We start from the raw sequence: 22,208 nt of genomic DNA, 5'->3' as shown, positions 1-22,208 counted from the left end.
AAGAGAAGAGGCGGGGCATGCCCCGCCTCTTACACCACATCTCTGCGCGCTACCCGCGTGTAAGCCGTGGGAGCGGCATTTGAGGCGGTTTTGGCTGTTACTAAAAAGGTAACAGTACTCATATTTGCCCTTTTTTGCCCACGGGGTCTGGAAAGCGCCGTCAGTGAGGTCTCAGGGAAGGCGTTTCGAGGCTCGAAGGACACAAAACGGGGGTGCAGGTTGTCCTGCGCCCCCGTTTTCTTGGCATTGCGGTTGTTTGCCGCCGGTTTTTACGCCGCTTCGTCGAACTGCGAGTTGTACAGGTCGGCGTAGAAGCCGCCCTGGGCGAGCAGCTCGTCGTGCGTGCCCTTCTCGACGATGTCGCCGTCGCGAATCACCAAGATCACGTCGGCGTTGCGGATCGTGGACAGGCGGTGCGCGATGACAAAGCTGGTGCGGCCCTGCATCAGCGCATCCATGGCGCGCTGAATGAGCTCCTCGGTACGGGTATCGACGTTGGAAGTCGCCTCGTCCAGAATCAGTGCCGGGCGGTCGGCCAAAATGGCACGGGCGATGGTCACGAGCTGGCGCTGACCCTGCGACAGGTTGGTGCCCTCCTCGTTGATCATAAAGTCGTAGCCGCCGGCGAGCGTATGAATAAAGTGGTCGCAGCGTGCAGCGCGTGCGGCGGCTTCGACCTCGGCATCGCTCGCGTCGGGACGTCCGTAGCGGATGTTCTCGCGGATGGTGCCGTTAAACAGCCAGGTGTCCTGCAGCACCATGGCAAACTCGCCGCGCAGCGCCGCGCGGTCCCAGTCGCGCACGTCGACACCCTCGACGCGCAGCGAACCGCCGTCCACGTCGTAAAAGCGCTGCAGCAGCTTGATGAGCGTGGTCTTGCCGGCGCCGGTGGGGCCGACGATGGCGATGGTCTGACCGGGCTTAGCCTCGCAGCTAAAGTCGTGGATGATGGTCTTGTCGGGCGTGTAGCCAAACTTGACATGGTCGAACTCCACGTGACCGGGGCGCTTCTCGGGGATCTGCGCGTCGGTCTTTTGCTCCTCCTCGGGCGCGGCCAGGAACTCAAAGACGCGCTCGGTGGCAGCGGCCATCGACTGCATCGTGTTGCTCACGTTGCCCAGCTGCTGCACGGGCTGCGTAAAGTTGCGAACGTACTGGATAAAGCTCTGGATGTCGCCGGGCGTGGCATTGCCGGTCAGCGCGAGCTGCGCACCCACGACGACGACGCCCACGTAGCCCATGTTACCCACCAAGCTCATAAGCGGCATCATCAGGCCCGACAGGAACTGCGAGCGCCAGCCGCTAATAAAGAGGCGGTCGTTTTGGCGGTCGAACTCCTCGATCGAAGCCTCGGCGCGGTCGAACACCTGAATGACGTTCTGGCCGGCAAAATCCTCCTCGATAATGCCGTTGACGGTGCCCAGTACCTGCTGCTGCTCGCGGAAGTACGGCTGCGAGAAGTGAATCATCACCATCAAGATAATCGCGGCGGCCGGCAGCGTGAGCACGGTGACGCCGGTGAGCGGCAGGCTGATCGACAACATCATGACGAGCACGCCGATAATCTGCGTGACGGACGTAATAAGCTGCGTCACGCTCTGGTTGAGCGACTGGCCGAGCGTATCGACGTCGTTGGTGATGCGGCTGAGCACATCGCCCTTGCTGTGACCGTTGAAGTAGCTCATCGGCACGACGGCAATCTTGGCGGCAATCTCCTTGCGCATGCGGTAGCAAATCTTTTGCGTGACACCGGTCATGAGCCAGCCCTGGACCAGGCTGCAGACAGAGCTCGCCAGATACAGGCAGAGCAAAAAGCCGAGCGTCTTGGCGATCCAGTCAAAGTCAACGTCGCCGGTACCGTTGACCTTGGCAACCAGGCCCTCGAACAGTTTGGTGGTAACCTGGCCGAGCACCTTGGGCCCCACAATGTTAAAGATGACCGAGCACACGGCAAAGGCGACGGCGGCAAACACGGCAATCTTGTGCTGGCCGATATAGCCGAGCAGCTGCCTCATGGTGCCCTTAAAGTCCTTGGCCTTTTCGCCACGGCGCATGCCACCCATGCGGCCCATGGGTCCACGCTGACGGGTGGGCTTGGGAATTTGAGTCTTGGTCTCGTCTGCCATTAGCGCTCGCCTCCTTCCATAACGGCTGCAATTTCTTCTTGGGTAAGCCCCAGCTCCTCGGCGGAAAGCTGCGACTGTGCGATCTCCAGATACGCCGGGCAACTGCGCAGTAGCTCCTCGTGCGTGCCGGTGCCCACTACGTGACCGTCGTCGAGTACGATGATCTGGTCGGCGTGCATGATGGTCGCGATGCGTTGTGCCACGACCACGAGCGCGGCGTCGGTGACGTTTTTGGCCAGCTCTTCGCGCAGGCGCGCGTCGGTCTTGTAGTCAAGCGCGCTAAACGAGTCGTCGAACACCACGACCTCGGGCTTTTTGGCCAGGGCGCGGGCGATGGCCAGACGCTGGCGCTGACCGCCCGAAACATTGGAGCCACCCTGGCTGATGGGGGAGTCGTAACCGCCCTCGCGCTCGGCGATAAAGTCCTCGGCCTGGGCGACGCGTGCTGCCTGGCGCATATCCTCGTCACTCACCATGTCGCCCGCAAACTTGAGGTTGCTCTCAACGGTACCCGAGAACAGACGACCCTGCTGCGGAATATAACCGATGCGGCGGCGCAGCTCGGAAAGGGTCATGTCGCGCACGTCGATACCGTCGAGCGAAATGCTGCCGCCCGTGACGTCGTACAGGCGCGGAATCAGCTGCACGAGCGTGGACTTGCCCGAGCCCGTGGAGCCAATAATGCCGAGCATCTGACCGGCATGCGTGGTGAAGTTCACGCCGCTGATGACGTCGGCGCGGGCATCGGGATACTGGAAGCTCACGTCGCGGAAGGTGAGCTCGCCGCGCGGCGCGCTGGCAGCAGGCAGTTTGGGCGAGACAGGGTCGTTGATACTCGTAGGGCAGGTGACGACCTCTTCCACGCGCTCGGCTGCGACCTCGGCGCGGGGCAGGATGACCGAAACCATGGTGAGGATCATAAACGCCATGACGATCTGCATGGTATAGGAGATAAACGCCATCATGTTGCCGACCTGCATCACGCCGTCGGACACGCCCTGCGCGCCAAACCAGACGATAAGCACGGTGATGCAGTTCATGACGAGCATCATGAGCGGCATCATAAAGCTCATGGCGCGGTTGGTGTAGAGCTGCGTGGTCATCAGGTCGAGCGAAGCCTTGTCAAAACGCTCGAGCTCATGCTCCTCGCGGTTGAACGAGCGGATGGGCATCAGGCCATCGAGCAGCTCGCGGGCGGTAAGGTTCACGCGGTCAACAAAGCTCTGCATCTTTTTGAACTTGGGCATGGTGAGGCCCATAAGCACGCCGACGACGGCCGAGACCGCGATGATGGCAACGGCGATGGTCCACTCCAGGCCGGTATGGTTGGCCAGGACGCGCATGACGGCGACGATGCCCATGACGGGGGCCATCAGACACATGCGGATAAACAGAGTTGCGGCCATCTGGATTTGCTGAATGTCGTTGGTGCAGCGGGTGATGAGCGAGGCCTGGCTAAACTTGCCCACCTCGGCCGGCGAGAAGTGCATAACCTTGTTGAAGGTCTCGCGGCGCAGGTCGCGGGCGATGGAGCAGGCGGTGCGCGAAGCCACGGCACCGGTCAGGATGGTGGCGACGAGCGACACGAGGCACAGTCCAAACATCGTGGTCGCCATGCGGCTCAGGTAGGCGTTCTGCACGTCGGCGGGGTCGATGCCCTGCGCCTTGTACTCGTCCTGTACATAGCTCACGGCGCGCTGGGTGACGATGGAGCCCGACATGGAGCCCATTTTGTCCGCCATTTGGTTGGCGCCCTCGACGAGCTTGCCCTGGTCGATTAGGCCGCCTTCAACGCCTAGACGCAGGCTCTTCATGGTGATCTTGCCACCGTCGGCATCAATCTGTTTTTGCATGTTCTGCGCCGCAGCGGCCTTCTGCTGCATCTCGGCGAGTTGCTCGGGCGTCATCGCCGCCATCTGCTCGGGCGTGGGCATGGCCTGGGCGCCGCTGTTGTCTTTCTCACCGGACGTGCCCATCATGTCACCCATGGAGTTGGCGTCAATACCCTGGTTGAACGAAAGGACGACAGTCTCGGGCAGGCTCATGATGTCGGCAATCTTGCCGCCGTCGGCACGCTCCTCCTCGGTGCCCTTGTACGTTCGAATGCCGTTATTGTCCGCCTTGCTAAACACGGCCTCCACAGCCTTGGCGTCCTTGGAGCTCATGAAGAGTTCGAGGTCGTCGAGCGATTCGGCGCGAATGGTGTCGGGCACGGGCGAGGCGATGCCGCCTTGCTGCACGCCCACGTCGACGATGTCGCTCATATAGGTAGGCAGCGCCAGATCGGCGTTGCAGCTGATTACGATAAGTACGATAGCTGCGAACAGTGCCAGGACATGCTTTGTAAAGAGCTTGAGAATCCTCACTCGGCATCTCTCCTTTCTTGGTTGCGGTCGATAATTTCGTTGGCACGTCTTAGAAGACGCACCATCTCTTGGGTATCTGTTTCGCCGAACTGCTCGAGGAAGGCCGCGGTGCGGTCCTCGAATTCCCGACGCTTGATTTCGAGATCATGGAATCCCTTGTCGGTCACCGTGACGTGTACGCGACGACGGTCGGTCTTTGAGTGCTCGCGCTCGACCCAGCCCTTGGCTTCGAGAGCGCGTAGGATATTGGCGATGCGGGCACTCGAGACCCAGGCGCGATCTGCGAGTTCGCTCGGCGTGAGCGAACCGCCAGCGAGCATGAGGGCGCGCATGACGGCCATCTCGCCGCCGAGAGCTTTGTCCGCAAAGCGCGAAACGCGCTGATGCATGCTGCCAAACTCGGTAAGGAGTTGGCGTCCAAGCTCATGGAAATCGGTATCTTCCACCGAAAACCCCTAACACTAGAAACTATTTTCGGTGGAAGATGATACCCCTGCACGCGCGCCCTATACGGAAGATTTTTGGGACATGCCTAGAAAACTGCCTTTAGGCGATCTCCGTACACCGTCGGTGCCAGCAAAGTTAAGGGCAGATCTCTAGGCATGTCCCAAAAACTACCTGGTTGCTAGGCAATATAAAGAACGCATAAAGAATTAAAATCATTCAAGAATTGCAGCGTTTCAAAGAACTATCATGCACGCGGTTAGGCGAGGGGTTGTCACCACCATGACGACTGGGACTCATATAATCGCCACGTGCGATGCTCCAACTTCCCGCGAGGAGACACCTTATATAAAGGGGGATGGAGTCATGGCATTTGACTTCACGGGCAAGACCGCGATTGTCACGGGCGGCACTCAGGGCATTGGCCTCGAGATCGCCAAGGGCATCGTCGCGGGCGGCGGACATGTCGCGCTCATCGCAAGGAACGCTGCTAAGGGCGAGGCCGCTGTGGCCGAGCTTGGCGAGGGCAACAAGTTTTATCAGCTCGATGTCGCTGATGCGCCCAAGGCGCGCGAGACCGTCGAACAGATTTTCGCAGACCTGCCGCAAACCAATATCCTGATCAACTGCGCTGGCGTCATCAGCACCAAGAAGTTCGACGAGATCGACGACACCGAGTGGCGCCGTACCATCGACATCAACCTCAACGGCACCTTTACCATGATGAACGCCGTATACCCGCACTTTAAGGCTGCCCATGCCGGCACTATCGTCAACGTGAGCTCTGTTGCTGGCAAGATCGGCGGCGGCCTGCTCGGCACCGCGGCTTACGCGAGCTCCAAGGCCGGTGTTAACGGTCTAACCAAGGCAGTCGCCAAGGAGGGCGGTAGGTTCGGCGTTCGCTGCAACGCTGTGTGCCCGTCGCTCACGTTGACCGATATGACCTCGATTCTCTCTGACGAGAACTCTCAGCGCATCATCAACGGTATTCCTCTGGGCCGTGCCGCCCAGGCCAGCGAGCCTGCGCAGATGGTGCTCTTCTTTGCCTCCGACCTCGCCAGCTTCGTGAACGGCGAGATCGGTGACTGCGACGGTGGCATCGTTCTGGACGGGTAATACCCCGCGACGTTAATTCGGCGACGGCTCCTGCGACTCGGGACCGTCGCCTTCTTTCTGGCACAGGAGCGTGCGACCGCGTGCCACACGCATCAAAAGGAGATATAAATGAGTGAATCGACTGTGGTGGAGGCGCCGGCGGCAAAGGAGCCGTTCTTTAAGATGTCCTCCATCCCGGGTGCCAATATTTTGGTGCCGCTTCTGCTGGGCTGCCTGCTCAACACGCTATTCCCTGATCTGTTCAAAACGCTCGGCAGCTTTACGCTTGGCATGACCCAGCAGGGTGCAGGCCCGCTCGTGGGCGCTTTTTTGCTTATCGTCGGTACGACGATTTCGTTTAAGAGTGCTCCTGCCGCCGCTGCCCGCGGTGCCATCATCATCGCCGTCAAGCAAATCGTGGTCGTTGCCGTGTCGCTGCTCATCCTTTATGTGTTCAACGACAACCTGTTTGGCATCTCTGCCATGGTGATGCTGGCGGCTTGCACCGGCGCCAACAACGCTATGTACGCAGGTCTGATGGGCACCATGGGCAATGAGGCCGAGCGTGGCGCTGTCGCAATCACCACGCTCGTTGTCGGCCCTCCGGTCACGATGATCGTGCTCGGCGCTGCCGGCCAGGCTCCGATCGGCTGGTCGCTCGTGGGTGCCATCCTGCCGATCGTCGTCGGCATTATTCTGGGCAACGTCTTCCCCAGCTTTAAGAAGATGATGGCACCGGCACTTTCCGCCGTCATCGTGCTCGTCTTCTTTGCCATGGGCTCGACCATGACCTTTGGCCAGCTCATTAATGGCGGTCTTCCCGGTATTCTGCTCGGCGTGATCTGCTCGGTGATCTTTGCAATTCCCGTCATCGCGGTCGACAAGCTCACGGGCGGCACGGGTGTCGCAGGTGCGGCCATTTCGAGCTGCGCCGGAGCCAATGTGGCTACGCCTGCTGCCATGGCAAGCGTCAACGGGGCCATGTACGGTGGCGCCGTGCTCGCGACGGCTACGGCACAGGTTGCTGCCTGCGCAATCGTGACGGCTATATTGACCCCGCTGGTCACCAGCTGGTGCTACAAGCATTTTGAGGGCCAGCAGAGCAACAGCAAGGCAACGACCGACAAGGCTTCCGCAGCCGCCTAATGCCAAACGGCAATCAAAGCTAAATAACTAGCCACGCCATAGGGCGGCCCCGGGGGAAATCCCGTGGCCGCCCTTCAGTTTCTGAAGGGTCTCTGGGGTACTTTACCCTGATAAAGCTGACATAACAGCTAGAGTGAACGTCGTACAAAGGCAAGGAAAAATACCAAAGAAATCGGTGAACGGTAGTTGTTCGCGCTCGCATTTCCTGCGGGTTTGTAAAAAACGCCATTATGATATAAAAAAAGAAACATATAACAGCCCAGATGGAGAGGGTCGCTATGTTATCCTTCTCAAACGGGTGAAATCTTGGGTTTTGGGTTGTAGTTCCAAGGTGGATAAACGTTTTCCCTACACCAACGTGTGGTGAAGAACGGAAGAAGCCGGTAGTGCAAGCCGAACATTCAAGAATTCAATAAGCAGCGGTGTGAGAGAGCGCCGCATTACACGTAACTAGGAGCGTGGTTACACAATGCAGGAGGCATGGGAAGGCTTCAAGGAAGGCATCTGGACGGGAGAGGTTGACGTCCGAGACTTCATCCAGAAGAACTACACCCCCTACGAGGGCGACGAGTCGTTCCTCGCCGGCCCGACCGAGCGTACCAAGGAGCTGTGGGGCGAGGTTCTCGACCTGCTGCTTAAGGAGCGCGAGCAGGGCGGTGTCCTCGATATGGACACCAAGACCGTCACGGGTATCGTGAGCCACCCCGCTGGCTACATCGATAACGCCCACCGCGAGAAGGAGACCATCGTCGGCCTCCAGACCGACAAGCCGCTCAAGCGCGCGCTGCACGTCAACGGCGGTATCCGCATCGCTTGCCAGGCTGCCAGCCAGCACGGCTATAAGGTCGACGAGAACGTTGTCGAGCGCTACACCTTCGAGCGCAAGACCCACAACGCTGGCGTCTTCGATGTCTACACCCCCGAGATGCGTGCTTGCCGTTCGGCCCACATCATCACCGGTCTGCCCGATGGCTATGGCCGCGGCCGCATCATCGGCGACTACCGTCGTGTTGCCCTGTACGGCGTCGACTACCTGATCAAGGACAAGGAGGCCCAGAAGGCTTCCACCCCGACGGTCATGACCGCCGACAACATCCGCGACCGTGAGGAGCTGCAGGAGCAGATCCGCGCCCTCGGCGAGCTCAAGATGATGGCCGAGACCTATGGTTTCGATATTTCCAACCCTGCTACCAACACGCAGGAGGCCATCCAGTGGATGTACTTCGCCTACCTCGCTGCCGTCAAGGAGCAGAACGGCGCCGCTATGTCCATCGGCCGTACCTCCACGTTCATTGACATCTACGCTGAGCGCGACCTTGCCAACGGCACCTTCACCGAGGAGCAGATTCAGGAGTTCGTGGATCACTTCATCATGAAGCTCCGCATGGTCAAGTTTGCCCGTACCCCCGAGTACCAGGCCCTGTTCACCGGCGACCCGCAGTGGGTCACCGAGTCCATCGGCGGCATGGGTGTTGACGGCCGTACGCTCGTTACCAAGATGAGCTACCGCTACCTGCACACGCTCGAGAACATGGGCACCAGCCCCGAGCCCAACATGACCGTTCTGTGGTCGACCCGTCTGCCCGAGAACTTCAAGAAGTTCTGCGCCAAGACTTCTGTCGCCAGCTCCTCGATCCAGTACGAGAACGACGACCTCATGCGCGTTTACCACGGCGACGACTACGGCATCGCCTGCTGCGTGTCCTCCATGCGCATCGGCAAGGAGATGCAGTTCTTCGGCGCCCGCGCCAACCTGGCCAAGTGCCTGCTCTACGCGCTCAACGGCGGTGTTGACGAGGTCTCCAAGAAGCAGGTCGGCCCCAAGTATCGCGCCGTCGAGGGCGATACGCTCGATTACGACGACGTTGTGGCCAAGTACAACGACATGATGAAGTGGCTCGCTGGCGTGTACGTCAACTCGCTGAACATCATTCACTACATGCACGACAAGTATTGCTACGAGCGCATCCAGATGGCTCTGCACGACAAGCACGTGCACCGCTGGTTCGCTACGGGCATCGCTGGCCTTTCCGTCGTGGCTGACTCCCTGTCCGCCATCAAGTACGCTAAGGTCCACCCCGTCCGTGATGAGAACGGCATCATCGTCGACTTCGAGACCGAGGGCGAGTTCCCCAAGTACGGTAACGACGACGACCGCGTCGACCAGATCGCTCACGACGTTGTGCACCAGTTCATGGAGTACATCCGCATGAACGACACCTACCGCAACTCCGTGCCCACGACCTCGGTTCTGACCATTACCTCCAACGTCGTGTACGGTAAGAAGACCGGCTCCACGCCCGACGGCCGCAAGGCTGGCCAGCCGTTCGCCCCGGGTGCTAACCCCATGCACAAGCGTGATAGCCACGGCGCCATCGCTTCGCTGTCTTCGGTTTCCAAGCTCCCGTTCCGCGATGCTCAGGACGGCATCTCCAACACCTTCTCCATCATCCCGGGTGCGCTCGGCAAGGAGGACCAGGTGTTCTTTGGCGATATCGACCTTGATCAGCTGGGCGAGTAACTATTGTTAGTGCTATACTAACAATAACGATTACTGATTAGCGCGCCGGTTTCGGCCGGCGCCTATCGATCGAAGGAGACACATTATGAAGGTTTCTGAAGTTTCCGAGACTCAGGCCGATAACCTGGTCCACATGCTCGACGCTTACGCCGAGAAGGGTGGCCATCACCTGAACATCAACGTCTTCAACCGTGAGACGTTGCTCGATGCTCAGGCTCACCCCGAGAAGTACCCGCAGCTGACCATCCGCGTTTCCGGCTATGCCGTGAACTTCCACACGCTCACCAAGGAGCAGCAGGACGAGGTCATTTCGCGTACCTTCCACGACAAGTTCTAAAGGGGTTTAACTCCCGCAGGATCGCCGGGCCGCTTTGGGTTACTTTCCAAAACGTCCTCGGACATGCAAAGGGCTCCGCTGCGCGCTTCGCGCGGCGGAGCCCTTTGCATCCTGCGGAAATGTTTTGGAAAGTAACCCAAAGCGGCCCGGCGGGGGTCCTGTGTAGTCACCCTTTAGGCGGAACTCTCCTAATTATTTGGATGAGTCGTTTACTTACTTGTGCTGTTACCGTCTTCCCGCTGTTGTTGGGGTATGCTTTGTTCGTATGTAAACGTTTGACATGTTGATGGGGGAGGGTGCTATGGCTCGCGAGGGCGCTCGTTCTAAGGATTCTGCTAAGCCTGGCATCAAGGAAGTTGCAGCGGTGGCGGGGGTTTCGCCTACTACGGTATCTCGCGTGCTTAATAATCGCGGCTATATTAGCCAAGAGACCCGCGATAAGGTCCATGCCGCGATGGAGCGCATCAACTATACGCCCAACGATATCGCCCGTGCCATGCTCAACGGTCGCCTGAATCTTATCGGTATGATCGTTCCCTTTGTGAGCAGCCCGTTCCATGCTCAGGTTGTGCAGGCGGTCGAGCGCACGTTAGCGGAAAACGGCTTTAAGATGTTGCTGTGCAACAGCGCCAATCGACCCGATCTTGAGCGTTCCTATATTGACATGCTCCGCCGCAATATGGTCGACGGCGTCATCGTCAACTCCCTCAATATCGGTGCCGAGGCATATGCCGAGATGGGCTTGAGCCTGGTTGGCATCGACTGCGATCTTGGCGAGGGCTCTGTCCAGATTGCAAGTGACAGCTATGGCATTGGCGAGCTCGCCACGCGCCGTCTGATTGATGACGGCTGCAGGCGTATCCTGTGCCTGCGCAGCAATAGCCGCATGCGCATGCCTGCCAATAAGCGTACCGATGCCTACCTCGATGTTGTTGAGCAGGCCGGTTTGTCCGCGCTTGTCTGTGAGGTTGAGTTCGTTAAGCCCGACGACGAAAAGGGCGCGGTCGTTGCGAAGATCCTCGATGAGAACCCCGATATTGACGGCATCTTTGCGGGAGACGACACGATGGCGGCTATCTGTCTTAACGTGATGAAGCAGCGCGGCTTGAGCGCTCCGGGCGATATTAAGGTCGTGGGCGCGGATGGTGCCCGCCGCACTATGACGTTTATGCCTGACTTAACAACCGTTCGCCAAGATATCGATCGCATCGGAGAGCTCGCGGCGCAATCCATCATTGCTCTTATTAACGGCGAAAAGCCCGAATCGAATATCAAGCTCCCCGTTGAACTCATTGAGGGTAAAACCGCGTAGTTCATCCCGTGCCAAAAGAATTCCTCAAACACCTCTGATGACCGTTCGCCGGCATATGTCAACCGTTTGCCGACGACTGGAACTGCGAAAAGACGTATTGGTGTGAAAACGTTTGACATATGAAAACGATTGACATATCTTGCAGTTGTACCGAGTTAGTATCTCGTGAGAAAGGAAGTCTCGGATGCACAAGGTGTATTACCAGCCTGAGGGAATTTGGGTAGGCGACATCATGCCGTACGGCGAGGACGGCACGTTCTATCTCTATCATCAGCGTGACACGCGAAACCCCGGACCTTTCGGAGAGCCGTTTGGCTGGGCACTCGCGACAACCAAGGACTTCGTCAATTACAAAGACTTTGGCGAGAGCCTTGAGCGTGGCGGCGACGAGGAAGTCGACCAGTATGTTTATGCCGGCACGGTGTTTAAGGTGGGCGACAAGTACCATGCGCTCTACACTGGTTGCAATCGCGATAAGGTCAAGGCACGCTTGATGAAGCAGGTTCTTCTTCACGCAACGAGTGACGACGCCGTCAAGTGGGAGAAGAACATCGCCGAGACGCTGCTTCCGCCCCAGGAGGGTTACGATGACCGCAACTGGCGCGATCCCTTTGTGCTTTGGGATGAGGAGAACGAAGAGTACATGCTCATCCTCGGCACGCGTGTGGGCGAGGACAAGCGTCTGATGACCGGTCGTCTGGTCAAGTTCACCTCCAAGGACCTGGATACCTGGGAGTTCCAGGGCGACTGGTGGAATCCGGGCCTGTACACCATGTTCGAGATGCCTGATCTCTTTAAGATGGGCGACTGGTGGTATCTGGTGTTCTCCGAGTACAGTGATGGCAACAAGACCCGTTACCGCATGTCTCGCTCTATCAACGGTCCTTGGATCACTCCTGCGGACGATTCCTTCGATGGCCGCGCGTACTATGCCGCGCGTACCGCATTTGACGGCGAGCGCCGCGTTCTCTTTGGTTGGGTTCCTACGCGTGACGAGGGCGGTGACCCCAGCTCTTACCTGTGGGGTGGCACCTTTATGCCTCTCGAGATCGTTCAGCGTGTTGACGGAACGCTCGGCACCAAGCTTCCTGACAGCATGCTTGGCGCCTTTGGCGAGGCTAAGGCAGTCGAGGCCTTTGAGCTCTCCTGCGAGTCGGGCAAGGTCGAGCAGGTGCTCGCCGCGGATGCCGGTTCCACCTATATGCTCGATGCCGACATCGAGCTCGCCGGTGACGCTGCCGGCTTCTCGGTCAAGTTCGCCGAGGACGCCGAGTCCGGTCTTGCCTATGAGTTCCGCGCCAACCTGCGTGAGGGCAAGCTCGAGTTTACGGCGGCCCCCCAGTATCCGTGGTTCCAGGTCAACAACATGGGCCTCGAGCGTCCGTTGTTCTTTAAGGGCGAGGGCACTCATCATGTGCGCCTGGTCGTTGACGACGATATCGCGACCATCTTTGTCGATGATGTTGCGCTTAACGCTCGATTCTGCAATAAGCAGGGCCAGGGTGTGGCGCTGACGGTCACCGACGGTACGCTTAAGTGCGCAAATGCAACGATCGCGTCTCTGTAATGGCATCAAAACGTCTTATGATTTCGTAAAGGAATGGAGAGGAACATGGACTACAAGGCAGTGTCTCAGCAAGTCGTCGATAACGTCGGCGGTCTGGAGAACATCGAGGGCGCCACGCATTGCGTTACGCGTCTGCGTCTGGTGCTCAAGGATACGAGCAAGTACAACAAGGCCGAGCTCGAGAACATCGATGGCGTCAAGGGCGTGCTGTACAACAGCGGCCAGCTCATGATCATCTTCGGTACCGGTACCGTCAACAAGGTTTACGATGAGTTTATGGCTCTGACGGGCGTTAAGGAGATTAGCGCTTCCGAGGTCAAGGGCGCCGAGGCGGACAAGAAGGGCAAGTTCTTCTCGGTCCTCAAGGTATTCTCGGACATCTTTATCCCCATCATTCCCGCTTTCGTCGGCGCTGCTATCATCATCGGCCTTAAGTCGCTGATTGTTGCCAACGGCCTCTTTGGCATGGAGGGCAGCCTCGCCGATCACAGCGAGTTCCTCAAGAACCTCGCAAGCTTCTTTGCCATTATCGCCACCACCTTCGACTACCTACCTGTCCTGGTTATGTACAGCGCGGTCAAGCGTTTTGGCGGTAACCCGATCCTGGGCATCCTCGTCGGTATCGTCATGGTTCACCCGAGCCTTATGAACCGCAACACGTTCGTTATGGACCCGACGGGTGCTGAGTACTGGAACTTCGGTCCGCTATCCATTCCCATGGTTGCTTTCCAGGGCGGCGTATTCCCTGCAATCCTGACTGCCTGGTTTATGGCCAAGGTCGAAAAGATTGCCCAGAAGTACATCCCCGAGGTCGTTTCGTTCGTCTTTGTCCCGACCGTTACCCTGATTCTTGCTAACGTCGCCCTGTTCACCGTGTTCGGCCCGCTCGGCAACCTGATCGGTGACGTCCTCGCCGGCGTAATCGATATCCTGTACAACAGGATGGGCGTCTTTGGTGCCTTTGTCTTCGCCGCGTTCCTGCAGCCGCTCGTCGTTACCGGTACGCATCAGTTCATCCAGGGTATCGAGGCAAACCTTGTTGCCACGACTGGCTTCAACTACATCCAGGCCATCTGGTCGGTTTCCATCATCGCCCAGGGCGGCGGCGCCATCGGTATGTACCTCATTCACAAGAAGCACTCCAAAGAGCGCAACATCTGCATGTCGTCCTTTATCCCGACGCTGGTCGGAATCTCCGAGCCCGCTATCTTTGCTGCAAACATGCGCTATTCGATCATTCCGTTCATCTGCGCATGCATCGGTGCAGGCTGCGGCGGTGCCTTCGTCAAGCTCTTTGAGGTGCGCGCTATCGGTCAGGGTCTGACCGGCGTGCTTGGCCTGCTCATCGTCACGCCCGAGACCCTCGTGTGGTATGTGGCTGGCAATCTCATCGCCTTTATCGTGCCGATCGTCTTGATCTTTGCCTACAACAAGGCAAAGGGCGTGCCGACCACCGATGAAGAGGGCGCTGGCGCTGGCTTCGACGTTAGCTTCTAGTTGAGCCGTTCAGTGTAATCTGAGGATAAGTCCATTTGAGGAAGGGCGTTCGACTCGTGTGAGTCGAGCGTCCTTCCCCATAGACGAGAAAGTCAACGGCGATGTTAAATCAAAAAAACAAGGTGACACGCGCGGACTATGAGCAGTGGCGTGTCGGACAGGATGAGACGGCGGCTCGCATCGCGTCCGACCCCGATAGGCTTCTGTTCCATGTGGAGCCTGAGCTTGGCTGGCTCAACGACCCCAACGGTTTGGTTCAGATTGGTGATACGTATCACATCTATCATCAATACGATCCGTTCGATGCTGCGCATGGCGGTCCAGTGCTTTGGAACCATCTGACGACAAAGGATTTTGTGACGTACGAGAATCACGGCCCCGTGCTGTTCCCCGATTCCGATTTGGATTCGAGCGGAGCGTATTCTGGTTCTGCCTTTGTACGTGATGGCAAGATTCACTACTTCTTTACCGGCAACGTCAAGCATTTTGACCGCGATGATTACGACTACGTGTTGACGGGCCGTGAGCAAAACCAGATTCATATGGTTGCCGAGAATCCCGACGAATTGGGCGAGAAGCGCATGGCTGTTGGACCAGTCGATTACCCCGACGATATCGGTACGCACGTGCGCGACCCCAAGATTCTTGAGCACGATGGTATCTACTACATGGTTCTGGGCGCTCGTACGAAAGACGACCGTGGCTGCGTGCTTGTCTATACTTCGCGTGATTTAGGGGTCTGGAGCTATGCGACGCGCATTGAGCTGGGCGAGAAGTTTGGCTTTATGTGGGAGTGCCCCGATCTGTTTGAGCTCGATGGCGAGCTTATTCTCGTTTGCTGTCCGCAGGGTGTGCCTGCCGATGGATGGCGTTACCGCAATCCGCACCAGTGCGTGTGGTTTCCCATCGAGGCCGATTGGGAGGCGCCGAGTTTTAAGATCGCCGGGCAGGGCATGCCCCCGATGGTCGATGCCGGCTTTGATTTCTACGCACCGCAGTCTTTTGAGGATGCTGCGGGTCGGCGTTTGATGATCGGGTGGTCGGGTTGCCCCGATGCGACGGCAAAAAGCCCGACGGTGGCACGCGGGTGGCAGTGCGCGTTGACGGTGCCGAGAAAACTGAGCATGCGCGATGGTAAGCTCTGTCAGCAGCCGGTGCACGAGATTGAGAGGATGCGCGGCGACTGCGTTTGCGCGACAGGCGGTGAAACCGTTGAGGAGCCGGGCCGCCTGTTTGATCTTGTGGTTTCCTGTGAGGGCGCCCAGGTGATCGAGCTCGAAATCCGCAAGGGTGTCTTTGTGCGCTATGCAGACGGGATGCTTACCCTCGACATGGGTGACGAAGGCTATGGGCGCGACCAGAGGTCGATCGAGCTCAGCGAGCTTCGCGACCTGCGCGTGCTTTCGGACACTACGATGGTCGAGATTTTTGCCAACGGCGGTGAGGCGGCACTTACGAGCCGTACCTATTCGTCGGCGGTTCCGGCGATGGCGCTGCACGCCGAGGGCGCGGCGTCGATGGATTTCTACCGCCTCGCTCATTAACCGTGCATGGAGCACGATTGGACTTGTTGGGCGGAATGTGTCGCAGTTGCCGCGGCCAACTACCGTTTATCGCGTATAGCGACCGTTTGCGGAATAAGTAACACTCCTTAATAAACCGTGTAAAATCTCAGTTAAGCACGGAGTTTTCCAGGGAGACGCTGTCCTTTGTTATGTGCAAAGGGCGGCGTCTCTTTGGCGCTTAGATGCCGTTGTGCAACAGCGCGACGCGCGTGTCATGTATTGAAAAGCCAATGTCGAGATGGGTCGTGATAAGAATGGGCAAGTATGTAATCGTGGTTGAGTCTGGGTCGGATGTAACGCCGGAGCTCTGCGAGCGCTACGGCATCGTGCGCGTGCCCATGCATGTCACGATTGGTGACGAGACCGTCGAGGACGGCTCGATCGATCCGCTCGAGATTTATTCGCGCTGCAATGAGTTTGGCGTGATGCCCAAGACCAGTGGCTGCGCGCCTGCGGATTTTGCTCACGTGTACGACCGCATTCACGCTGAGCAGCCCGACGCCACTATTTTGCATCTTGCATATTCCGAGGCCACGACCTGTTCGCATCAGTCCTCAAAGATTGCGGCCCAGGGGCGCGACTACGTGTTCTCCATGGACACGCGCTTTGTCTCGGTAGGCCAGTCGCTTGTTGTCGTCGAGACCGCCAAATACATCGAGGCTCACCCCGATGCCACCGTCGACGAGATCTTTGCATTTACGAACTCCGTCATGGACCGTGTGCTGCTGGGCTTTGTTCCTACCGACCTAGCCTTTCTTAAGGCGGGCGGTCGTCTGTCCAACGTCGCGTTCCTTGGCGCCCACCTGCTCAAGATTAAGCCCTGCATTGAGGTAACGGGCGGTAAGTTTGTGGCGACCAAGAAGTTCCGCGGCTCTATGCTCAAGTGCGCCCGTGCCTTTATTGACCACATGGTTGCCAAGGGCGAGATTGACTACTCGCACATTGGCCTGGCGTATTCGGTAGGTCTTTCCGAGGAGCTGCGCGACGACATGGAAGTCTATGCGCACGACCTGGGCTTTAAGGACATTACCTGGACTCAGGTCGGCGGCGTCATCTCGAGCCATTGCGGCCCGACCGCCTTCGGCGCGGTGCTTACGCTTAAGGCGTAAGGCCTGGCGTCTATCGATATCTATTGCCTCGGCGGCGGGTGGGTTGTGACAACCTTCCCGCCGCTTTTGTGTGGGGCCAAATAGAACAACCCAATTGACCACTAAACCGTTTCACCATCATGCGTATGGGCTAGAATGGCTCTGGCATTTATGTAACTAAAACCAATGAGAGGCAAGGTAGCGGGAATGGCTGAGATGACGCTCGAGGGTGTGGACGCTCGTCCCGAGGACTCCGCGTTTGCCCTGGGCCGCGTACATTCGATTGAAACGATGGGTACGGTCGACGGACCCGGCATCCGCTTCGTAGTGTTTGTCCAAGGCTGTCCCATGCGCTGCGCGTATTGCCACAATCCCGATACCTGGTCTGTTAACGGCGGCACCATGGTGACCGTCGAGCACCTGATGGACGAGTTCCAGAGCAACCATGAGTTCTATCGCAGCGGCGGCATTACGGTTTCGGGTGGCGAGCCGCTCCTACAGCCTGAGTTTTTGGCCGACCTGTTCCGTGCAATGCACAACAACTCCGATGGCCGCGTGCATACCTGCTTGGACAGCTGCGGCTATGCGTTCGATCCCAACCACCCCGAGAAGTTCGATGCCGTTCTCAACGAGACCGACATGGTGCTGCTCGACATCAAGCATGCCGATCCGGCTGAGCATAAAAAGCTGACCGGTTGTGATCCCGCACGCATCCTGGCGTTTGGCGATGAGCTTGCACGTCGCAAGATCAAGGTCGTTATCCGCCACGTGGTGGTGCCGGGCATTACCGACACGGTGGAGGAGTGCGAGAAGCTCGGTCGCCTCATCGCTCCATGGCACAACGTGGTGGGCCTGGAAATGCTGCCGTATCACACGATGGGTGTCGTCAAGTACGAGCAACTGGGCATTCCCTATAAGCTCGACGGCGTGCCCCAGATGGATACCGCGCGCATGCCCGAGTTGCGCAATGCCGTTATGACCGGCATGAAAGAGCGCCGTGCGGAGCTCAAAAACGCAATCGGATAGCGTGCTATTTTTGCCCCTTTATGATACGCGAGCTGCGCTGGCTTAGCGTGTTCGTTTGGCGAGGTCAAACAAAATGCTGGTACCATACCTTGGTTTAGAATTTCGTATAGGTTTGGGGAATGGTATGGCTACCATCGCGATTATCGGTGCGCTCGAAAAAGAGATCATGCAGATTAAGGAAGAGTTGAGCGACGTTTGCGAGGCACGGGAGGCAGGCTTGACCGTTGTGAGCGGTGAGCTCGACGGCATGATGATTGTCGCCACAACGGCGGGCATGGGCACGGTGAACGCCGCCGCTGCAACACAGCACCTCATTAGCAAGTATGCTCCGCAGGCTGTTGTGTTTTCGGGCATTGCGGGCGGTTTGAACCCCAAGCTCCATATCGACGACGTGGTCATTGGCAAACGCCTACGCTATCTGGATACCGATACCGCGCTTATCGCCGAGTCCGCACCGGGGCTCGAGGAGTTTGGCTCGACGCCCGCGCTGGTCGATATTGCCGCCGATGTGCTTGCTGAGCGTGGGTTTGTTGACGCTTCGACAAATGCAGTCGCTTCGAATGAGGGCACCAAGCAGTTCCTGGTCGGCACGATTGCCACGGGTAACCGCTTTGTGACGGGCGCCACCATGCGCAACGACGCTATCGAGGCGACGCATGCCGATTGTGTCGGCATGGAGGGCGCGGCAATTGCCCATGTCGCAACCAAAAATGGTGTCGATTGCCTGGTGTTGCGCGCTATCAGTGATAATTGTGACGAGGCGTACGATGCAATTTGCGAGCGCGAGTTCGATCTGTTCGAGTACGCGCGTGTCGCAAGTGACATCACGCTCGATATCGTCCGCCGCATTGCCGCTGCGCAATAGCGCGTCTATTTGTAAGAACCTACGACCAAGGAGTGTCCATGGCCGATTCCATTAACTATCAGCTTGCCAAGTTCGTTGCCAGCTACGGCAAGGTTTCGCAGATTCCCGAGTCCACTTGCCCTGAGGTGAGCTTCGTCGGCCGCTCCAACGTGGGCAAGTCCTCCATCATGAACAAGCTATTTGGCCGCAAGAACCTGGTCAAGGTTTCCAGTACGCCGGGCAAGACGAGCAACATCAACTTCTTTGAGGCCGACGACGTGCATTTCGTGGACCTGCCGGGTTACGGTTTCGCCCGTCGCTCCAAGGCCGAGCGCGACCGCTGGGCCGAGCTTATCGGCGACTTTTTCGACTCCGAGCGCAGCTTTAACTTGGTCGTCTCGCTGGTGGACATTCGTCACGACCCCAGCAAGCTCGACCACGACATGATCGACTACCTACAGGGCAACGAGTTCAACTTTATCGTCTGCCTCACCAAAGCCGACAAGCTCAGCCGCACCCAACAGGCCCGCCAGGCAGCAGCCATCAAAAAACAGCTCAACGTCCCTGCCGAGAACGTGATCATTACAAGCTCCCAAACCGGCACCGGCATCGACGAACTCAAAAAGCGCATCGCCGAGGCCTGCCTCTAGCAGGGGCTCTTGGCAGACAATAGTTTGCATCTATCTATATCACCCCAGTGATAGTTGTTGGTACACTATCACTGGGGTGATATTTTTGTTTGGAGGTCGATATGGAGCTTTGGCACGGGTCGGAGGTTGTTGTCGAGCATCCGTCGTTGGATAAATGCAAACAATTCAATGACTATGGGCGCGGGTTTTATTGCACGCCACATGAGGAAATGGCGATGGAATGGGCATGCCGGACCGAGTCTGATGGCATTGCCAATCGATATGAGCTTGATTTAGATGGCCTTGCGATTTTGGATTTGGAATCAGGCGAGTTCTCGATTCTCAACTGGCTTGCAATTCTGGCGAATAACAGAGAGTTCAATGTTTCAACGCCGGTAGCACGCGAGGGGCTTCGTTCTCTGCTGGATAACTGCCTGATTGGTATTTCTTCCTATGACGTTATTCGAGGCTATCGTGCAGACGATTCCTATTTCTCGTTTGCAAGACAGTTTGTCAACGGCATGATCTCGCTCAGGCAATTGCAGCGCATTATGTTTTTGGGGGATTTGGGCATTCAATATGCGCTTATGAGTGAGCGCGCGTTCTCGGCGATCAGGTTCCGCGATTGGAAGCAGGCCTCGGGAGCCGAGTTTTATCCCAAACGATTTGAGCGAGAACAGAACGCTCGACGTAAGTATCTGGATACGGTAAACGGATTTGACTCTGATGGTGTCGACATTAGGGATTTGATGGCAGGGAGGGTTGATTTGAATGATCCAAGAGTTAACGGATTGTGGGCCGAGTAGGACATACCCCGTCTACTACCTCGAGGATGCAATGAACAACCTCGGTGACTGCTTTGACTATGCCGTTAACGATTATGGGGCAGAAGGATCGGAAGTTGCTGAACTCTTTTGCCTGAGCGGCGTAGCTCGCGAGTTCGAACGCGGCAACGCATGGGTCGTATCGGGAAAATCGGGCGTTGAGCTGTTCGCGCTTATCGCTGAAAGGTCCGGCTATCAGAGCGGGTCTATACCGGATCGCACCTATCGTTTTGAGAAGACGCCAGAGTATTGGACAGGCTGGATACTGGCATATCTGCAGTGGCGTTTAGGGGAGTCTTTCGAAGACCTGCTGCATGTCGTTCCGTTTGACGCACTGCGCAGTCTGTACTATCCCTGGCACGAAGCCTCGGAGGAACGCGTGGCTCGCCTCGTCTGCGATATGGCGAAAAAAGCGTCCAGGCAAACCAAACTTGCGTTAGCAAGAAAGAAACTTAAGAAAACCCAACAAAACCTAGCATACGAATCGGGTGTGTCACTCCGCTCAATCCAAATGTACGAGCAGCGCCAGAGAAACATCAATGAAGCTTCGGTAACAAGCGTAAGAGCCATAGCAAAAGCCCTCCACTGCAACATCGAAGACCTCCTAGAACCAGTCTTCGAATACAAAGAAACCAGCGCCGCCTAAACCAAGCACACAGCTGATGCTCGCCTCTAGGAAGTGCTCCAGTCTAGCAAGAGCCCCTACCAATAAAAAACCAAACTATCAGCCCGGCGACTTTCCAGAGCGTAGGTCCCTGTAGCCGCCGCCGGTGAAGTTAACATAGGGGAGGCCAGGGGGCAAAGCCCCTTGGCCTCCCCGGCGAGTATACGGGACGGCGACTACAGGTATTCGATCTGGGCGCCTTCCGTGTCGCACGTGAGGATATGCGTATCGCACTTGGGGAACTGCTCGCGCAGCTTGACCTGCAGGAACTTTGCCACGATGGTGTCGTCGGTCACAGCCATGAGGGTCGAGCCCGAGCCGCTAATCCAGATGGTCTTAGCGCCGCCGTTAAGGCAGGTGTCGCGCACAGCGTTGTAGTCGGGGATGAGGCGGCGGCGATAGGGCTCTTGGATGCGGTCGTCGTTGGCGGCGGCAATCAGGTCAAGGTCGCCGGTCTCCAGGCCGCGCGTCATGCCGGCGATGCGGCCCATCTGCCACACGGCGGTGGAGAGCGGAATCTCCTGCGGCACGACCTTGCGCGCCTCGCTCGTGTGTACCTCGTAGGGCGGGATCACGGTAATAAAACGCAGGCGATCGCTCACCTCGTAGCGCAGGCACTGGGGGAGCGAATCGGTCGGCGTAAAGGAGCAGACGGCGCCGCCCAGGATGGCGGGGGCGACGTTATCAGGATGGCCCTCGACTTCGGTGGCAATGCGGACGAGCTCGGCACGGTCGACGGTGTGGCCCGTCAGCGCGGCGGCCGCCATGATGCCAGCGACGACGCAGGTGGAGCTGGAACCCAGGCCGCGAGCGACGGGCACATCGGTTTGAATGTCGATGGCAACGGGAAAAGCCGGCTCGCCCCATGCAGCCAGTGCATCGACAAAGCTCACGTAGACCAGGTTGTTCTCGTTTTGGAATTCCTCGGGGCAGCCCGTGATGGTGAGTTTGTCGGCGCGCTCAAAGGTAAAGTGCGAGTAGAGGCTGACGGCCATGCCGAGGGTATCGTAGCCAATGCCCAAGTTGGCGCTTGTTGCTGGGACGGTGATCTTGATCATGTGAGTCCTCCTGGCGTGCCTGGCTGTTTAGTTCGCTGCTCGGGCAGTCCTGCGCAAGACGGAAAGCACATTAAGTGCTTTCCTTTGCGTGCGGAACTC

18 protein-coding genes are annotated in these 22,208 nt (G+C 57.9%); 14 read left to right on the top strand and 4 right to left on the bottom strand.

Annotation, left to right across the window (positions count from 1 at the left end; all coding sequences use genetic code 11):
• Nucleotides 1-269 precede the first annotated feature (269 nt).
• Genes I2D41_RS00090 through I2D41_RS00080 form a run of 3 tightly spaced genes read right to left on the bottom strand, consistent with a single transcriptional unit; the run spans nucleotide 270 to nucleotide 4,938 of the window.
• Nucleotides 270-2,126 (bottom strand): ABC transporter ATP-binding protein, encoded by a 1,857-nt coding sequence (locus I2D41_RS00090; protein ID WP_195363126.1) that lies wholly within the window; start codon nucleotides 2,124-2,126, stop codon nucleotides 270-272.
• Nucleotides 2,126-4,492, bottom strand: coding sequence for an ABC transporter ATP-binding protein (locus I2D41_RS00085; RefSeq protein ID WP_271741575.1), 2,367 nt, complete (start codon nucleotides 4,490-4,492; stop codon nucleotides 2,126-2,128). The genes I2D41_RS00090 and I2D41_RS00085 overlap by 1 nt, the downstream gene beginning before the upstream one ends.
• A complete protein-coding gene (locus I2D41_RS00080; RefSeq protein ID WP_117746638.1) occupies nucleotides 4,489-4,938 on the bottom strand; it encodes a MarR family winged helix-turn-helix transcriptional regulator in 450 nt (149 codons plus the stop codon). Before I2D41_RS00080 ends, I2D41_RS00085 begins: the two co-directional genes overlap by 4 nt.
• 364 nt (nucleotides 4,939-5,302) lie before the next feature.
• On the opposite strand from I2D41_RS00080, the gene I2D41_RS00075 reads away from it, so the two are divergent.
• The 14 genes from I2D41_RS00075 (at nucleotide 5,303) to I2D41_RS00010 (ending at nucleotide 21,033) form a co-directional block, all read left to right on the top strand.
• Nucleotides 5,303-6,052, top strand: coding sequence for an SDR family NAD(P)-dependent oxidoreductase (locus I2D41_RS00075; protein WP_117770076.1), 750 nt, complete (start codon nucleotides 5,303-5,305; stop codon nucleotides 6,050-6,052).
• A gap of 108 nt (nucleotides 6,053-6,160) precedes the next feature.
• Nucleotides 6,161-7,177, top strand: a complete 1,017-nt coding sequence (locus I2D41_RS00070) for a 2-keto-3-deoxygluconate permease (RefSeq protein WP_229042009.1) — start codon at nucleotides 6,161-6,163, stop codon at nucleotides 7,175-7,177.
• Nucleotides 7,178-7,646: 469 nt separating this feature from the next.
• On the top strand, nucleotides 7,647-9,698 hold the full coding sequence (gene pflB, locus I2D41_RS00065) for a formate C-acetyltransferase (RefSeq protein ID WP_117629918.1): 2,052 nt from the start codon (nucleotides 7,647-7,649) through the stop codon (nucleotides 9,696-9,698).
• An 85-nt stretch (nucleotides 9,699-9,783) separates the two neighbouring features.
• On the top strand, nucleotides 9,784-10,035 hold the full coding sequence (gene grcA3 / locus I2D41_RS00060; RefSeq protein ID WP_117583521.1) for an autonomous glycyl radical cofactor GrcA3: 252 nt from the start codon (nucleotides 9,784-9,786) through the stop codon (nucleotides 10,033-10,035).
• Between the two features lie 301 nt (nucleotides 10,036-10,336).
• Entirely contained in the window at nucleotides 10,337-11,347 is a 1,011-nt protein-coding gene (locus tag I2D41_RS00055) for a LacI family DNA-binding transcriptional regulator (protein WP_229042008.1), read from the top strand.
• 184 nt (nucleotides 11,348-11,531) lie between these two features.
• Nucleotides 11,532-12,914: a family 43 glycosylhydrolase gene (locus I2D41_RS00050; protein WP_195363124.1), complete on the top strand. Its 1,383-nt coding sequence runs from the start codon at nucleotides 11,532-11,534 to the stop codon at nucleotides 12,912-12,914.
• A 45-nt stretch (nucleotides 12,915-12,959) separates the two neighbouring features.
• Nucleotides 12,960-14,411, top strand: a complete 1,452-nt coding sequence (locus tag I2D41_RS00045; RefSeq protein WP_052044095.1) for a PTS transporter subunit EIIC — start codon at nucleotides 12,960-12,962, stop codon at nucleotides 14,409-14,411.
• Nucleotides 14,412-14,512: 101 nt separating this feature from the next.
• Entirely contained in the window at nucleotides 14,513-15,955 is a 1,443-nt protein-coding gene (locus tag I2D41_RS00040) for a glycoside hydrolase family 32 protein (RefSeq protein WP_195363123.1), read from the top strand.
• A 275-nt stretch (nucleotides 15,956-16,230) separates the two neighbouring features.
• Complete coding sequence (locus I2D41_RS00035; protein WP_229042007.1) at nucleotides 16,231-17,085, top strand: DegV family protein; 855 nt, start codon at nucleotides 16,231-16,233, stop codon at nucleotides 17,083-17,085.
• A gap of 186 nt (nucleotides 17,086-17,271) precedes the next feature.
• Nucleotides 17,272-18,090: a pyruvate formate-lyase-activating protein gene (gene pflA / locus I2D41_RS00030; protein WP_195363121.1), complete on the top strand. Its 819-nt coding sequence runs from the start codon at nucleotides 17,272-17,274 to the stop codon at nucleotides 18,088-18,090.
• A gap of 124 nt (nucleotides 18,091-18,214) precedes the next feature.
• Nucleotides 18,215-18,955 (top strand): 5'-methylthioadenosine/S-adenosylhomocysteine nucleosidase, encoded by a 741-nt coding sequence (gene mtnN, locus I2D41_RS00025; protein WP_195363120.1) that lies wholly within the window; start codon nucleotides 18,215-18,217, stop codon nucleotides 18,953-18,955.
• Nucleotides 18,956-18,993: 38 nt separating this feature from the next.
• Nucleotides 18,994-19,584 (top strand): ribosome biogenesis GTP-binding protein YihA/YsxC, encoded by a 591-nt coding sequence (gene yihA / locus I2D41_RS00020; RefSeq protein ID WP_006234871.1) that lies wholly within the window; start codon nucleotides 18,994-18,996, stop codon nucleotides 19,582-19,584.
• A 101-nt stretch (nucleotides 19,585-19,685) separates the two neighbouring features.
• On the top strand, nucleotides 19,686-20,369 hold the full coding sequence (locus I2D41_RS00015) for a DUF3990 domain-containing protein (RefSeq protein WP_195363119.1): 684 nt from the start codon (nucleotides 19,686-19,688) through the stop codon (nucleotides 20,367-20,369).
• Between the two features lie 31 nt (nucleotides 20,370-20,400).
• A complete protein-coding gene (locus tag I2D41_RS00010) occupies nucleotides 20,401-21,033 on the top strand; it encodes a helix-turn-helix transcriptional regulator (RefSeq protein ID WP_195363118.1) in 633 nt (210 codons plus the stop codon).
• 194 nt (nucleotides 21,034-21,227) lie between these two features.
• On the opposite strand, the gene thrB is transcribed toward I2D41_RS00010, so the two are convergent.
• Nucleotides 21,228-22,109: a homoserine kinase gene (thrB, locus tag I2D41_RS00005; protein ID WP_006234874.1), complete on the bottom strand. Its 882-nt coding sequence runs from the start codon at nucleotides 22,107-22,109 to the stop codon at nucleotides 21,228-21,230.
• Nucleotides 22,110-22,208 lie beyond the last annotated feature (99 nt).

The organism is Collinsella aerofaciens (genome assembly GCF_015552075.1).
Classification (GTDB): domain Bacteria; phylum Actinomycetota; class Coriobacteriia; order Coriobacteriales; family Coriobacteriaceae; genus Collinsella; species Collinsella aerofaciens_Y.
The sequence above is the reverse complement of the archived record's forward strand: the minus strand, read 5'-3'. Positions and strand labels throughout refer to the sequence as shown.